Source organism: Stenotrophomonas sp. 22LJNL06-5-1, assembly GCF_056861455.1.
The window spans coordinates 847,149-860,559 of the sequence record NZ_JBSPUE010000001.1 but is presented as its reverse complement, the minus strand read 5'-3'; the positions used below and the strand labels follow the sequence as shown (position 1 = coordinate 860,559).

Here is a 13,411-nt window from a genome sequence, read left to right as displayed (position 1 = left end):
GGGGCTCTTTTTTTCATGGCGGCTGTTTCGCGGGGCTGATCCGGCCGGATCCGAGATTGCGCGGGCCGCCCTGTTCTGGGCATGCTTCCCTCATGGCTTCCCCCACCCGATCGATCCACGTTGTGGCCGCCGTCATCACCGACGCCCGTGGCCGCGTGCTGCTCAACCGCCGTACCGAGAACCGCGACATGGCCGGCCTGTGGGAGTTCCCCGGCGGCAAGCGCGAATCCGGCGAGACCTCCGAACAGGCGCTGGTGCGCGAGCTGCGCGAGGAACTGGGCATCGAAGCCGATGTCGGCGAATGGCTGATGGATGTGCCGCAGCGCTACCCGGACAAGCACCTGACCCTGGAAGTGCGCCACGTGCGCAGCTGGAAGGGGACGCCGCGTGGGCGGGAGGGCCAGGCCATTACCTGGGTGGCACCGGACAAGCTGGGTCGCTATTCGATGCCACCGGCCGATCTGCCGGTGGTGGCCGCTCTGCGCCAGCCCGACAGCTACCTGATCACCCCGGCGCCGGCCGATGATGAGGGCGGCTTGCAGCATTGGCATGAACAGCTGCAGCGCGTGGTGGCCGCGGGCCAGCAGCGCATCCAGCTGCGGCTGCCATCGGCGCATCCGCAGCGGCAGGCGATGGTCGAACAGGCCGTGCGCGCGCATCGTCGCAGCGGGGTGCAGTGGCTGCTCAACCGCGATATCGAGCTGGCACGCGCATTGGGCGTGGGTGTGCATCTGGGCAGCGAACAGCTGCTGGAGCTGTCGCAGCGTCCGCTGCCCGAAGGCCAGCTGGTGGCCGCGTCCTGCCACGACCTGCAGCAGCTGCAGGCCGCGCAGCAATTGGGCTGCGACTTCGCCGTGCTGGGCCCGGTGCAGGCCACGGCCAGCCATCCGGATGCGGTGCCGTTGGGCTGGGACGCGTTCGCCGAGCTGCGCGCGCAGGTGTCACTGCCGATCTATGCGCTGGGCGGCGTGGGCCGCGGTCACATCGCCGAAGCGCGTCGCCATGGCGGGCAGGGCATCGCCGCCATTCGCGGGCTGTGGCCGGCGTAAAGCTGCTTCGCTCGCCGGGCATGGCCCGGCGCTACCGTGTGGGATGGAGGCAGTAGATCCACGCCATGCGTGGATGGATGCTCGCGATCACAACGTGATCCAGAAACACCCGTACTGCCGCCGCAACCCCAGCACCGTCGAAGCGCGCGACACGCTGCCGGGCAAGGTCTGTTCCAGGCGCAGGCCAACCGGATGCCGAGCGGCCGGGGGCTCGAGGTCGGATCCCTGCGCAGCAGGGCTCTGACCTTCATCCTGCGATAGCGGCAGCGCCTGCGAGGGATACACCGGCACCACGTCCACCAACGGCCGCCGCGCCAACGATTCCAACTGGCCGAGGATACGCTGCGCGCCCGCATCAGAAACCGCGCCCCACAGGTACAGCGAGGACAGCCGGTTCACATCGTTGCTGAGGATGCCGATGCGCAGCGCATCCACCAGTTCACTCAGTCGCCGCGGGCAGCGTGCCCCCAGGGTGTCGCGCTGCAGGGTGTTGCCGGCGGGCGCAGGCGGTGGCAGCCGCGACTGCGCACCCACGCTGTCGCAGGGCCGGTCGGTATACACGCTCTGGCCCTGGGCATCGGTGCAGCGGTTCAGGCGCGTGGCCTGCGCGTGGGCATCGCTCGACAGCACGCACAGCGGCAGCAGCAACAGCAGGAAGGAAAGCCGGATCATCCTCGCAGGGTAGCGCCGATCACGCTTGCGCGCCGTGCTTTCAGCCCTGCAGCAGCTTCAGCACCGAGGTGGTCGGCTTGGCCAGGTTCAGGGTGTAGAAGTGCAGGCCGGGTGCGCCGCCTTCGATCAGGCGCTGGCACAGCCGGGCCACCACTTCCGTGCCGAATGCACGCACCGACTCCGCATCATCGCCATAGGCCTGCATCTTGCGGCTGATCCAGCGCGGAATCTCCGCACCGCACTGTTCGGAGAAGCGGCGCAGCTGGCTGAAGTTGGCGATCGGCATGATGCCGGGCGTGATCGGCACCTGCACGCCCAGCCGCCGCACTTCGTCGACAAAATGGAAGTACGCGTCCGGGTTGAAGAAGTACTGGGTGATCGCCGCATCGGCACCGGCGTCGATCTTGGCCTTGAAGTGCTTCAGGTCGGAAAGTGCGTCGGAGGCCTGCGGATGCGTTTCGGGGTACGCGCCCACTTCGATATGGAACGCATCGCCGTGCTCGGCGCGGATGAAGTCGATCAGTTCGGCGGCATAGCGCATGTCGCCGGGAAAGCCCATGCCCGACGGCAGGTCGCCACGCAGCGCGACCAGGCGGCGGCAGCCGATGGCGCGGTACAGCTTGAGCAGCTCGCGGATCTCCTGGCGGGTGCCGCCCACGCACGACAGGTGCGGCGCGGCATCGAAGCCATGGTGCTGGTTGAGATGGCGCACGGTCTCGGAGGTGTAGCTCAGGGTCGAGCCACCGGCGCCGAAGGTACACGACACGTACTCGGGGCCGTAGTCCTTCAGCTTGGCCGCGGCGCGGTCCAGCTGGCTGCGCTGTTCGTCAGTCTTGGGCGGATAGAACTCGAAGCTGATGGCAGTCATGGCGCGGGCGGCGGCGGCGGGTACGGATCAGTATATCGCTTCATCAAGATGGATGTGCGATTACTGTGTGAGGGCAGGCCATCCGTGGCACGCGACCGTTCGCCCCGGTCTCCGGCCACTGCTCCGAAATCCCAACCCGGATGCCGCGGCCGGCGGCACGCTGCTCCCATCCCGGCACCACCCACCCGATGAAGGAGCAGACGATGAAGATATTCCTGGCACTCTGGTACGCAATGAAGGCTCTGGCCCGGCTGGCCATGATCGGCATGGCAATGGCCGTACTCGGCTCCGGCTCGGCGCATGCCGCCGGCGCCCCGGCTGCGGGCAAGGTGCAGGTCGAGGTGGTCGGCAAGGGGCGCCCGCTGCTGATGATTCCCGGCTTGAACAGCAGCGCCGAGGTCTGGCGCGACACCTGCCGCGCGTTGCAGGACGTGCAGTGCCACCTGGTGCAGTTGCCGGGGTTTGCGGGCGCTGCGCCGGCAGACCCGCGCCCGGCGGATTTCCTTTCGGCCATGCGCGACCAGTTGCTGGCCTATGTGCATGACCAGAAGCTGGACCATCCGGCGTTGGTCGGCCACAGCCTGGGCGGCGTGCTGACGCTGCAGATGGCGGTGAAGGAACCGGACGCACTGGGGCCGCTGGTCATCGTCGATTCGTTGCCGTTCTATGCAGGCATGCAGAACCCGCAGGCGACCACACAGAGCGTGCAGCCGATGGCCGAACAGATGCGCACTGCGATGCTGGCTGCGGACCCGGCCAGCTACCAGGCGCAGGCCGAAGCGGCGCTGGCCCCGCTGACCAACAACACCGCGCGCCTGCCCGAACTGAAGCGCTGGGGCCATGACAGCGATCGCGCCACCACCGCCGATGCGATGTACTCGCTGCTGGTGACCGACCTGCGCAGCGAGGTGGCCGGCATCCACTCGCCTACGCTGGTCCTGGGCGCCTGGGCGTCCTACCAGGCACTCGGTGCGACCGAATCATCGGCGCGTGCGATCTTCCAGTCGCAGTACGCCGCGCTGCCCGGCGTGCGCATCGAACTGAGCGCGACCGGCCACCACTTCCTGATGTGGGATGATCCGCAGTGGCTGCGGGGGCAGGTGCAGGCATTCCTGGACAGCCACCGCTGATCCTTCCGACCGCTCCGGCCATGGCCATGCCCGATTCGACTTCCACACTGCGCTTCTGGTTGATCAACACCCTCGGTTGGGCGCTGTTCTGCGCGCTCAGCCTGGCGATGACCAGCACCTTCGGCGGCGGCGTCAGCAGTGGTGGCACGCTCATCAGCGTCGGCCTGGGCGCGCTGCTGTGGGGCATCAGTGCGGGCGTGCGTGCAATGGCCCTGCGGCGCCGCTGGTGGCAGCGGGAGTTTGGCGCGCTGGTGCTGCGGCTTGCGCTGGCCGTGCTGCTGGGCGCGCTGCTGGCGCAGTTGCTGCTGACGGCCGTGTTGCAGCCGGCGCTGGCACTGGGTTGGGTGGATTTCGGTGGGCAGCCGGGTGACTTCCGCCCGGTGGCACGGCTGGCCTATCTGCTCAACACCGTGCTGCTGCTCGGCCTGTGGACCGCGCTGTGGGCCGGCTTGCACAGCCTGCGCCAGGCGCGCCGCGCGGAACTCGAACGCCTGCGTGCCGAGGCCGAGCGCAGTGCGCTGGAACGCGATGCGCTGCGTGCGCGGCTCAACCCGCACTTCATGTTCAATGCGCTGAACAACCTGCGTGCGCTGATCCTGGAAGATCCTGAGCGTGCGCGCGACATGGTCACCCGCCTGTCGCGCACGCTGCGCCAGGCGCTGGCGCACAACCGCAGCGAGCAGGTCACGCTGGCCGAGGAGCTGGCGGTGGTCGACGACTATCTGGCCATCGAGGCGGTCCACTTCGAGCAGCGCCTGAAGGTGCTGCAGCAGATCGATGCCGATGCCATGCAGGCGCAGTTGCCGGCGATGGCACTACAGCTGCTGGTGGAAAACGCGATCAAGCACGGCATCGCCAGCCGCCCCGGCGGCGGCGAGGTGCAGATCCGTGCCACGCTGGACAATGACGTGCTGCGCCTGCAGGTGGCCAATCCGCTTGGCAGCGCCAACGAGCCCACCCATGGGCATGGCGTCGGCCTGGCCTACCTGCGTGCGCAGCTCGGTAGGCAAGGTCGTTTCACCCTGCAGCCGGTCGGCGACCGCATGCAGGCCCTGCTGGAGATTCCGCAATGAGTGGCGTGCTGCGTGTGTTGATCGTTGATGATGCACGGCTGGCGCGGCAGGAGCTGCGCACGTTGTTGTCGGCGCTGCCCTGGGTGCAGTGCGTGGGCGAGGCCGACGACGTGCCTGCTGCGCGCGAGGCGATCGCCACACTGGCGCCGGACCTGGTGCTGCTGGATGTGCAGATGCCCTCCGGCAGCGGCTTCGATGTGCTGGATGGGCTGGAGGCGGTGCCGGCGGTGGTCTTCGTTACTGCCTACGACACCTACGCGGTGCGCGCGTTCCAGGCCAACGCGCTGGACTATCTGGTGAAGCCGGTCGAGGCACCGCGCTTGCTGGAAGCGTTGCAGCGGGCGCGCCAGCGCGAGGTGGTGGCGGGCGAAACGCTGGAGCCGCGCAGCACGCTGGCTGCGCAGGACCAGGTGTTCGTGCGCGAGGGCGAACGCTGCTGGTTCGTCGCGGTCTCGGAGATCCGCCGGCTGGTGGTGGATGGCAACTACACGCGGCTGTGGTTCCGCGACCAGAACGCCCTGCTGACCCGCAGCCTGAGTGCGCTGGAAGCACGCCTGCCGGCGGAGCTGTTCTTCCGCGCCAACCGCAATACGCTGGTCAACCTGCGCCGCATCCGAGGCGTGACGCCCAGCATCGCTGATGGCTACGACCTGGCGCTGGATGACGGCAGCGAGGTGGAGGTGTCGCGGCGGCAGGCGCGTGAACTGCGCGAGCGGATGGCGTTGTAGCTGCCGCTACAGCTCGGCACTGACCGGGCTGGTGATGAAGCCCCACAGCAGGCGTGCCATCACGGCGGGCGAGCGTGCCTGCCTGCGCGCATAGTCCAGCAGCGAATCCAACCGCGGGCGGTCATAGAGGTGGCCGGCCAGCAGCACCGCATGCACGCGGCGGGTATTGGCGATGTCGTGCAGCGGGTTGCCATCGAGCAACACCAGGTCTGCGGCTTTGCCGACCTCGACGCTGCCATGTGACGCCTGCAGCTGCAGATGGCGCGCGGCCTGCTGCGTGGCTGCACGCAGTACGTCGGCCTGACTCAGACCGGCTTGCCGCAGCCACTGCAGTTCATCGTGGTAGCGGAAGCCGCCCAGTCCGGTATCGGTGCCGACCAGCACGGTGACACCTGCGCGATGTGCGGCACCGGTCAGCGCCAACCCATGCTCAAAGTAGGCCTTCAGTGCAGTTTCACCGCGCGGGCCGGGGTAGCGTGCCACGGTGGCCTGCAGGTCATCACGCCACGCCCAGCGTGAGAGCGGATCCAGATAGGCCAGGCGCGGGTCGTCGACGAAGGTGGGATCGCGTGCGCGCGCGTCCTCTTCGCGGGTGACATGGGTCGGCACGAACGTGGCACCGCTGGCCTGCATCAAACCGAACGCCTTGCTGCAGAGCGCGGGCTGATAGCTGGCAACCATGCGTTCGGCCAGTTTGGTCGGGTCTTCGCCGTCGAGCGTGCCGCCACGCCAGGCGGCTGCGTTTTCGAAGCAATGCCGCACGAACAGATGGGCGTGTTCGAAGCTGCGCTGGCCTGCCTGCACCGCGTCGTCCAGAGGCACGGCCCTGGGCAGGTGGCCGACCAGCGGACGGCGCAGCTGCTGCGCCTCGGTGGCCAGCCGCTGGTAGGTATCCGCACGCAGCCGGTTGTAGACCTTCAACGCGTCGACACCGCGTGCGCTGTACGTGCGTGCACGCGCAGCCGCGGCCTCCGGCGCGAGTGACGGATCTTCGAAGTAGAAACTGGCGATCTGCACGAAGCGCGGTGCAACCTGCTGCCCGGCAATGGCCTGTGCGGTCCAGCGGCGCTTGTCGGCCACGCAGGCGATCAGCGGATCGGTGGCCTGCGGGCAGTCCATCATGTCGCGGGTGCCGGTGATGCCGTTGGCCAGCATCAGCGGGAACTGAAGTTGGGGCGACAACTGCAGTGCATGGGTGTGCATGTCCCAGAAACCGGGCAGCAGCCACCGGCCACCGGCATCGAGCACCGGCAACGCGGTGTCCCGTGGAGCTTCGCCAATGGAAGTGATGGTGCCGTTGCGCACTGTCACTGTGGTGGGTTCGCTGACCTGGCCGCGCGCGACGTCCACCACCCGCGCGTTGACGATCATGCGGCTGTTGCCCGGCTCGGGCAACGGCGGTGCCGACAGTGGCCAGAGCAGGGCGGCGGCGAACAGCAATGGCGGCGCCAGCAGCAGGATGGCCAGGACGATCGGCCATCGCCGACGGCGGGCGGAACGGGGCAACGCGCGTGCTGCATCCATGAGCCGGCGATCCTTGCATTGGGTCGCCCGCAGAGTGCTGCAAGCCGGACGCGGGCGCCAGTGACCATCGGCATCCGCCCCTGCCTGTCGCCGGGGCGGTTACCCTGTGCGGTGGAACTCCCGATCACGCCATGCCATGTCCATCGTCCTCACCGATTTCGCCCGTCCCCGCCTGTTCCCGCGCGTGCCACGCGGCAACACCATCCAGGACTGCACTGCCGAGCAGTTCGAGGCACACCTCAATGCGCACGCGCCGCTGAAGGTGCTCGACGGCTACGCCCCGTTCTGCAAGTTGTTCGTCTACGAGAACTGGACCAGCACGCGCTGCCTGACGGTGCCGGTCACCGAGGCCAACCGCCACCAGCTGCGTAGCGGCTACGAGGCGCGCAACCGCGAGGAACTGCCGGTGCTGGTGCGCTGGTTCGAGGGCGTGGAATCACCGCGTGCGAACTACCTGGTGGTGATCCTGTACAGCGCCGGGCAGCTGGCGAAAGAAGGTTCACCGATCGAGGCCGACTGGGGCATCGTCGGCTGCATCTACACTGCCGAACCGGAAGAGGTGCCGATGGCGCCGATCACCATGATGCGCAATGCGCTGGGCGTGGAGGAAGGCGGTTCCGGTGTGCCGCTGGACCGGGAGGCCTACCGGCGCTCGGTGGAGTTCTGGGAGAACAACGCCAACTGGCGACCGTGAGCCCACGCTGTGGCCGGACAGTCGGCATGTGAACAGGGCGGATTGCAGCGGGGCGCTACCATGGCGGTGAATCAACGCAGGGAGCACAGGGATGAATGTTCGCAGCTGGATGCCGTTTGCATGGGTCGCCGCAGGCCTGCTGGCCGCAAGTGAAAGCCCGGCAGCGAAGTACGATGCAGGCGCCGCCTGTGGGGCCCTGTCCGATGTGACGCAGATCCGCGACGTGGGCGTGGGTTCACTGCAGGCGCAGGCAACGTCGGGGCGCTGCACGTTCCATGTGGAAGCGGATGACGCAGCAGCGCTTTCGCGTCAGCAGTCGTTGCTCCAGAGCGTGTCGGCGATCGCCTGTGGTGCGCCAGCCACCACCCGGCCTTCGCAAGGGGCTGCGGGCTTCGACCTGCAGATGCCTGCGCGTTGCCCACTCTCTTCCAGCACGCCGTTGATTGCCCGGGAGGGAGGCTGGCACCAGCGGCGACTTTCGTCGGTCCCGACGTATCCTGCGGCCGCCATGCGCGAGGCCCAGCAGGGTGGCGTCGAGTTGATGCTGCTGCTGGATGCACAGGGCAAGACCCAGGCGATCATCCTGTCGCGATCCAGTGGGTACCCGCTGCTCGATGCGGCGGCGCTCAAGCACGCACGCGACTGGCGCTACGAGCGTGAAGCGACAGGCAAGGCGCCAGGCATGAGCCTGATACGCGGCACGGTCACGTTCAAGCTCAACTGAGGCGTCTGCAGGGCGGAGCGCATCAGCGTGACTTGCCGATGGCCGCGTAGTGGCCGGCGGTGAGGCCCAGCAGATCGGCCGGCGCCAGTTCCACTTCCAGACCGCGGCGACCGGCGCTGACATGCAGGCTGGGCAGCGCTTCGGCGCTGGCGTCCAGGAAGGTGCGCAGGCGCTTCTTCTGTCCGAGCGGGCTGATGCCACCGACCAGGTAACCGGTCGCGCGCTGTGCGGCATCGGCCGCGGCCATTTCGCACTTTTTGCAGCCGGCCGCTTCGGCCAGCGCCTTCAGGTCCAGCTGGCCGGCCACCGGCACGATCGCCACCAGCAGTTCGTGGGTCTCGGTGCTGGCCAGCAGGGTCTTGAACACCTGGGCCGGATCGAGGCCGAGCTTGTCCACGGCTTCGCCACCATACGATTCGGCGTGGGCGTCGTGCACGTAGCTGCGCACGGTGTGGGCGATCTTCTCGCGCTTGAGCAGGTTGATGGCCGGGGTCATGGGGGCATCGTAGCGTGAGGCGGGGGTGTTGCCTTGACCGAGGCTATTGTTCCCGCTCCGGTGGGGAACATCCACGCATGGCGTGGATCTACTGAGGGTTGGCTGTGGGTGCGGGGTGTACGGCCACACGCAAATGCAGAACGGGCGCCAGAAGGCGCCCGTTCTGTGTGTTGCATGCACCGGTAGTGCCGGCCGCTGGCCGGCACCGCGCAGGCATCAGTAGCGGTAGTGGTCCGGCTTGAACGGGCCTTCCACCGGCACGCCGATGTAGTCGGCCTGTTCCTGGCTCAGGGTGGTCAGCTTCACGCCGATCTTTTCCAGGTGCAGGCGCGCCACTTCCTCGTCCAGCTTCTTCGGCAGCAGGTAGACCTTCTTCTCGTAGCTGTCCTTGTTCGCCCACAGGTCGATCTGTGCCAGGGTCTGGTTGGCGAAGCTGTTGGACATCACGAAGCTCGGGTGGCCGGTGGCGCAGCCCAGGTTCACCAGGCGGCCTTCGGCCAGCAGGAAGATCGCGTTGCCGTTCGGGAAGATGTACTTGTCCACCTGCGGCTTGATGTTGACGTGCTTGACGCCGGCGAACGACACCAGCGCGTCGACCTGGATCTCGTTGTCGAAGTGGCCGATGTTGCAGACGATGGCCTGGTCTTTCATCGCGCTCAGGTGCTCGATGCGGATGATGTCCTTGTTGCCGGTGGTGGTGACGTACAGGTCGGCACGGCCCAGGGTCGATTCGATGGTGTTGACTTCATAGCCTTCCATCGCCGCCTGCAGGGCGCAGATCGGGTCGATCTCGGTGACGATCACGCGCGCGCCGTAGGCACGCAGCGAGGCCGCGCAGCCCTTGCCGACGTCGCCGTAGCCGCAGACCACGGCCACCTTGCCGGCCAGCATCACGTCCATCGCGCGCTTCAGGCCATCGGCCAGCGACTCGCGGCAGCCGTACAGGTTGTCGAACTTGCTCTTGGTGACCGAGTCGTTGACGTTGATCGCCGGGATCAGCAGGGTGCCGGCCTGGGCCAGCTGGTACAGGCGGTGCACGCCGGTGGTGGTCTCTTCGGAGACGCCCTTCCAGTCCTTGACCACGCGGCCCCAGTAGCCCGGGCGCTCCTTGGCGACGCGCTTGAGCAGGTTCTTGATGACCTGTTCTTCGTGCGAGGCGGACGCGGTGTTGACCCAGTCGCTGCCGTTTTCCAGCTCGTAGCCCTTGTGGATCAGCAGGGTCACGTCACCACCATCGTCCACCACCAGTTCCGGGCCGGTCAGGGTGCCGTCGGCCAGGGTGAAGGTCAGCGCGTCCAGGGTGCAGTCCCAGTACTCTTCCAGGGTCTCGCCCTTCCAGGCGAACACCGGGGTACCGGTGGCGGCGATGGCGGCAGCGGCGTGGTCCTGGGTCGAGAAGATGTTGCACGAGGCCCAGCGCACGTCGGCGCCGATGTCCTTCAGGGTCTCGATCAGCACCGCGGTCTGGATGGTCATGTGCAGCGAGCCGGTCACGCGCACGCCCTTCAGCGGCAGCTCGGCCTGGTACTTGCGGCGGATCGACATCAGGCCCGGCATTTCGTGCTCGGCGATGTCCAGTTCCTTGCGGCCCCAGTCGGCCAGCGTGATATCGCGGATCTTGTAATCACCTTCGGTGGAGAAGGTCTTGGCAACAGCGTTCATTCGTGTGCTCCGGTTGTGGACGAGCGGGTGCTCGCATCTAGCCGGGCGCCGTTGTTACAAAGCCACCTCACCGAGCCTGGCCGGGCCTCATGGGATCCGGTCGCAGCGCCCCTCGGCAGGGGAGAACCCCCATTATATCGCGGCCCCGGCATGACATCCGGATGACCCAACCATCGGCAGATGGGCGGGCGTGCACGGCCTGTTAAGGTCGGTGTTTTCACGCATCACACAGGTGGAACGATGAGCATGCACGCGCGCCGCACACGGCGCTGGACCGGCCTGGTCCTGTCGATGGGACTGCTGGCAGTGGCCCCGCTGGTCTGGGCGGCATCCCCGCAGCCCGTGGCCGCACAGGCCCAGGGCGTCAACGGCTACGAACTGCCGTCCGCCGCGCTGCAGGCGGTGGTGGACGCGCCCCGTGCGCCCTCGTTGTACCTGTCGCCGCGCCGCGACGTGGCCGCGATGATGCAGATGCCGTCGCTGCCGTCGATCCAGGTGGTGGCGCAGCCGGAACTGAAGCTGGCCGGCCTGCGCATCAACCCGCGCACGTTCTCCGACAGCCGCTTCAGCTTCGGCGAGAAGCTGTGGCTGATGAACGTGGCCGATGGCAAGGAACGGCAGATCAGCGGCCTGCCGGCCAAGCTGTCGATCGCCAGTGTGATGTGGTCGCCGGACCAGAAGTGGCTGGCCTTCAACCAGGTCGACGCCGCCAGCGGTGCCAACGAGCTGTGGCTGGTGGACGTGGCCGGTGGCAGTGCCCGTCGCCTGGTTGCCGGCCTGAACACGGTGATCGGCAGCGGCTACCAGTGGCTGCCGGACAGCCGCGGCCTGGTGGTGTTCACCCGCCCGGCCAACCTCGGTGCGGCCCCGGCCGCCGACGGCATTCCGACCGGCCCGGCCGTGCAGCAGACCAGCCAGGGCGGCGGCGTGGTGTCGATCCGTACCTACCAGGACCTGCTGAAGAACGAGGCCGACGCGCGCCAGTTCGATTACTACGCCACCACCCAGCCGATGGAAGTCAGCCTGGATGGCAGCACCCGCGCGATCGGTGCGGCCGGCATCTTCATGGGCTTTGCAGTGTCGCCGGATGGCCGCTTCGTGCTGCGCCAGCCGGTGCAGCGCCCGTACTCCTACGTGGTGCCGGTGGACAGCTTCCCGCGCCGCATTGAAGTGATCGATCGTGCCAGCGGCAAGCTGGTGCACACCGTGGCGGTGCGCCCGCTGGTGGAAGGCCTGCCGACCGGCAACGACGCTGAAGTGACCGGCGTGCGCGACATCCGCTGGCGCGGTGATGCCGACGCCACCCTGGTCTGGGCCGAAGCGCAGGACGGCGGAGATCCGAACAGGGAGGCCAAGGTGCGCGATGCGGTGCTGATGCAGGCCGCCCCGTTCGACAAACCGCCGGTCACCCTGGCCCAGCTTGGCAGCCGCCTGGCCGGCATCAGCTGGGGCCGCGGTGACCTGGCCCTGCTGACCGAATCGTGGTGGAAGACCCGCAGGACCAAGACCTGGCTGATCGCCCCGGACAACGCCGGTGCCGAGCCGCGCCTGCTGTGGGACCGCGATGCGCAGGACCGCTATTCCGATCCGGGCCGTCCGCAGCTGTCCAGCGACGATCGTGGTCGCTCGCTGCTGCAGACCAGCGCCGATGGCAGCAGCCTGTATCTGGCTGGTGCCGGTGCATCGCCGGAAGGTGACCGCCCGTTCGTGGACCGCTTCGACATCGCCAGCGGCAAGGCCACCCGCCTGTTCCACTCGCAGGCGCCGAGCTATTCGCTGCCGGTGGCATTGCTGGACAACCAGGGCAGCTCGCTGCTGCTGAGCCGCGAGAGCCCGGATGAGCCGGCCAACTTCTACGTGCAGTCGCTGGCCGATGCGGGTACCGCAGCGCGCGCGCTGACCCACTTCGCGCATCCGCTGCCGCAGCTGAAGGGCGTGCAGAAGGAGCAGATCCGCTACAAGCGCAAGGATGGCGTCGACCTGACCGCGACCCTGCTGCTGCCGCCGGGCTACGACCCCAAGCGCGACGGCCCGCGGCCGTTGCTGATGTGGGCCTACCCGGGCGAGTTCAAGAGTGCGGCTGCGGCCAGCCAGGTGACCGATTCGCCGTACCGCTTCAATGCGGTCAGCTACTGGGGCCCGCAGGCGTTCCTGGCCAAGGGCTATGTGGTGCTGGCCAGCCCGTCGATGCCGATCATCGGTGAGGGCGACAAGGAGCCGAACGACACCTACATCGAACAGCTGGTGGCCAACGCGCAGGCGGCCGTGGATGAAGTGGTGCGCCGTGGCGTGACCGATCGCGATCACATCGCCATTGGCGGCCACTCCTACGGTGCGTTCATGACCGCCAACCTGCTGGCACACACGCGCCTGTTCAAGGCGGGCATCGCCCGTAGCGGCGCCTACAACCGCACGCTCACCCCGTTCGGCTTCCAGGCCGAGGAGCGCAACTACTGGCAGGCGCAGGACGTCTACCAGAAGATGGCGCCGTTCAACTACGCCGACAAGATCAAGGATCCGATCCTCTTCATTCACGGCGTGGACGACAACAACTCCGGCACGTTCCCGATGCAGAGCGAGCGCATGTTCGCCGCGGTGAAGGGCCTGGGTGGCACCGCACGGCTGGTGATGCTGCCGAACGAATCGCATGCCTACCGCGCACGCGAATCGATCATGACCATGCTGGCTGAGAGCGAGCGCTGGCTGGAGCAGACCATCGGCCCGGCCGAGCAGGGCAAGGCGAAGAAAAAGCGCTGACCGGACCCGGTAGTGCCGGCCGCTGGCCGGCAAC

The 13,411-nt window shown here is 67.8% G+C and carries 12 protein-coding genes and 1 riboswitch; of the genes, 7 read left to right on the top strand and 5 right to left on the bottom strand.

All coding sequences use genetic code 11. The annotated features are described in order from the left end of the window. The first annotated feature begins 92 nt into the window (after positions 1-92). On the top strand, positions 93-1,049 hold the full coding sequence (locus tag AC13GF_RS04105; protein WP_483003370.1) for a Nudix family hydrolase: 957 nt from the start codon (positions 93-95) through the stop codon (positions 1,047-1,049). A gap of 87 nt (positions 1,050-1,136) precedes the next feature. Here AC13GF_RS04105 and AC13GF_RS04100 read toward each other — a convergent pair whose 3' ends face one another. Further along, entirely contained in the window at positions 1,137-1,721 is a 585-nt protein-coding gene (locus AC13GF_RS04100) for a DUF4124 domain-containing protein (RefSeq protein ID WP_483003369.1), read from the bottom strand. Positions 1,722-1,761: 40 nt separating this feature from the next. Next, positions 1,762-2,589, bottom strand: coding sequence for a methylenetetrahydrofolate reductase [NAD(P)H] (gene metF / locus AC13GF_RS04095; protein ID WP_483003367.1), 828 nt, complete (start codon positions 2,587-2,589; stop codon positions 1,762-1,764). A gap of 203 nt (positions 2,590-2,792) precedes the next feature. Between metF and AC13GF_RS04090 the strand changes: the two genes are divergently transcribed. Genes AC13GF_RS04090 through AC13GF_RS04080 form a run of 3 tightly spaced genes read left to right on the top strand, consistent with a single transcriptional unit; the run spans position 2,793 to position 5,520 of the window. Beyond that, the gene (locus AC13GF_RS04090; RefSeq protein WP_483003365.1) at positions 2,793-3,719 is read left to right on the top strand and encodes an alpha/beta fold hydrolase; all 927 of its coding nucleotides are present in this window, start codon (positions 2,793-2,795) and stop codon (positions 3,717-3,719) included. A gap of 26 nt (positions 3,720-3,745) precedes the next feature. Next, positions 3,746-4,792, top strand: a complete 1,047-nt coding sequence (locus AC13GF_RS04085; RefSeq protein WP_483003364.1) for a sensor histidine kinase — start codon at positions 3,746-3,748, stop codon at positions 4,790-4,792. Then, on the top strand, positions 4,789-5,520 hold the full coding sequence (locus tag AC13GF_RS04080) for a LytR/AlgR family response regulator transcription factor (protein ID WP_483003363.1): 732 nt from the start codon (positions 4,789-4,791) through the stop codon (positions 5,518-5,520). Before AC13GF_RS04085 ends, AC13GF_RS04080 begins: the two co-directional genes overlap by 4 nt. Positions 5,521-5,526: 6 nt before the next feature. On the opposite strand, the gene AC13GF_RS04075 is transcribed toward AC13GF_RS04080, so the two are convergent. Further along, positions 5,527-7,044 (bottom strand): amidohydrolase family protein, encoded by a 1,518-nt coding sequence (locus tag AC13GF_RS04075; RefSeq protein WP_483003362.1) that lies wholly within the window; start codon positions 7,042-7,044, stop codon positions 5,527-5,529. A 136-nt stretch (positions 7,045-7,180) separates the two neighbouring features. Between AC13GF_RS04075 and AC13GF_RS04070 the strand changes: the two genes are divergently transcribed. Next, positions 7,181-7,738, top strand: coding sequence for a DUF3228 family protein (locus AC13GF_RS04070; protein ID WP_024957288.1), 558 nt, complete (start codon positions 7,181-7,183; stop codon positions 7,736-7,738). 91 nt (positions 7,739-7,829) lie between these two features. After that, positions 7,830-8,462: an energy transducer TonB gene (locus AC13GF_RS04065; protein WP_483003361.1), complete on the top strand. Its 633-nt coding sequence runs from the start codon at positions 7,830-7,832 to the stop codon at positions 8,460-8,462. 22 nt (positions 8,463-8,484) lie between these two features. Here AC13GF_RS04065 and ybaK read toward each other — a convergent pair whose 3' ends face one another. Continuing rightward, a complete protein-coding gene (gene ybaK / locus AC13GF_RS04060; protein ID WP_313301703.1) occupies positions 8,485-8,958 on the bottom strand; it encodes a Cys-tRNA(Pro) deacylase in 474 nt (157 codons plus the stop codon). Positions 8,959-9,174: 216 nt separating this feature from the next. Continuing rightward, positions 9,175-10,620 carry an adenosylhomocysteinase gene (gene ahcY, locus AC13GF_RS04055; RefSeq protein WP_088024330.1) on the bottom strand — a complete coding sequence of 482 codons (1,446 nt, stop codon included), beginning with the start codon at positions 10,618-10,620 and terminating at the stop codon, positions 9,175-9,177. 36 nt (positions 10,621-10,656) lie between these two features. Next, a riboswitch (S-adenosyl-L-homocysteine riboswitch) is annotated at positions 10,657-10,740 on the bottom strand. A gap of 120 nt (positions 10,741-10,860) precedes the next feature. Here ahcY and AC13GF_RS04050 point away from each other — a divergent pair. Further along, a complete protein-coding gene (locus tag AC13GF_RS04050) occupies positions 10,861-13,377 on the top strand; it encodes a S9 family peptidase (protein WP_483003359.1) in 2,517 nt (838 codons plus the stop codon). Positions 13,378-13,411: the final 34 nt, after the last annotated feature.

Coding starts and splice junctions, on each gene's coding strand:
- AC13GF_RS04105 (WP_483003370.1), top strand. CDS start 93: ATGGCTTCCCCCACCCGATCGATCCACGTTGTGGCCGCCGTCATCACC.
- AC13GF_RS04100 (WP_483003369.1), bottom strand. CDS start 1,721: ATGATCCGGCTTTCCTTCCTGCTGTTGCTGCTGCCGCTGTGCGTGCTG.
- metF (WP_483003367.1), bottom strand. CDS start 2,589: ATGACTGCCATCAGCTTCGAGTTCTATCCGCCCAAGACTGACGAACAG.
- AC13GF_RS04090 (WP_483003365.1), top strand. CDS start 2,793: ATGAAGATATTCCTGGCACTCTGGTACGCAATGAAGGCTCTGGCCCGG.
- AC13GF_RS04085 (WP_483003364.1), top strand. CDS start 3,746: ATGCCCGATTCGACTTCCACACTGCGCTTCTGGTTGATCAACACCCTC.
- AC13GF_RS04080 (WP_483003363.1), top strand. CDS start 4,789: ATGAGTGGCGTGCTGCGTGTGTTGATCGTTGATGATGCACGGCTGGCG.
- AC13GF_RS04075 (WP_483003362.1), bottom strand. CDS start 7,044: ATGGATGCAGCACGCGCGTTGCCCCGTTCCGCCCGCCGTCGGCGATGG.
- AC13GF_RS04070 (WP_024957288.1), top strand. CDS start 7,181: ATGTCCATCGTCCTCACCGATTTCGCCCGTCCCCGCCTGTTCCCGCGC.
- AC13GF_RS04065 (WP_483003361.1), top strand. CDS start 7,830: ATGAATGTTCGCAGCTGGATGCCGTTTGCATGGGTCGCCGCAGGCCTG.
- ybaK (WP_313301703.1), bottom strand. CDS start 8,958: ATGACCCCGGCCATCAACCTGCTCAAGCGCGAGAAGATCGCCCACACC.
- ahcY (WP_088024330.1), bottom strand. CDS start 10,620: ATGAACGCTGTTGCCAAGACCTTCTCCACCGAAGGTGATTACAAGATC.
- AC13GF_RS04050 (WP_483003359.1), top strand. CDS start 10,861: ATGAGCATGCACGCGCGCCGCACACGGCGCTGGACCGGCCTGGTCCTG.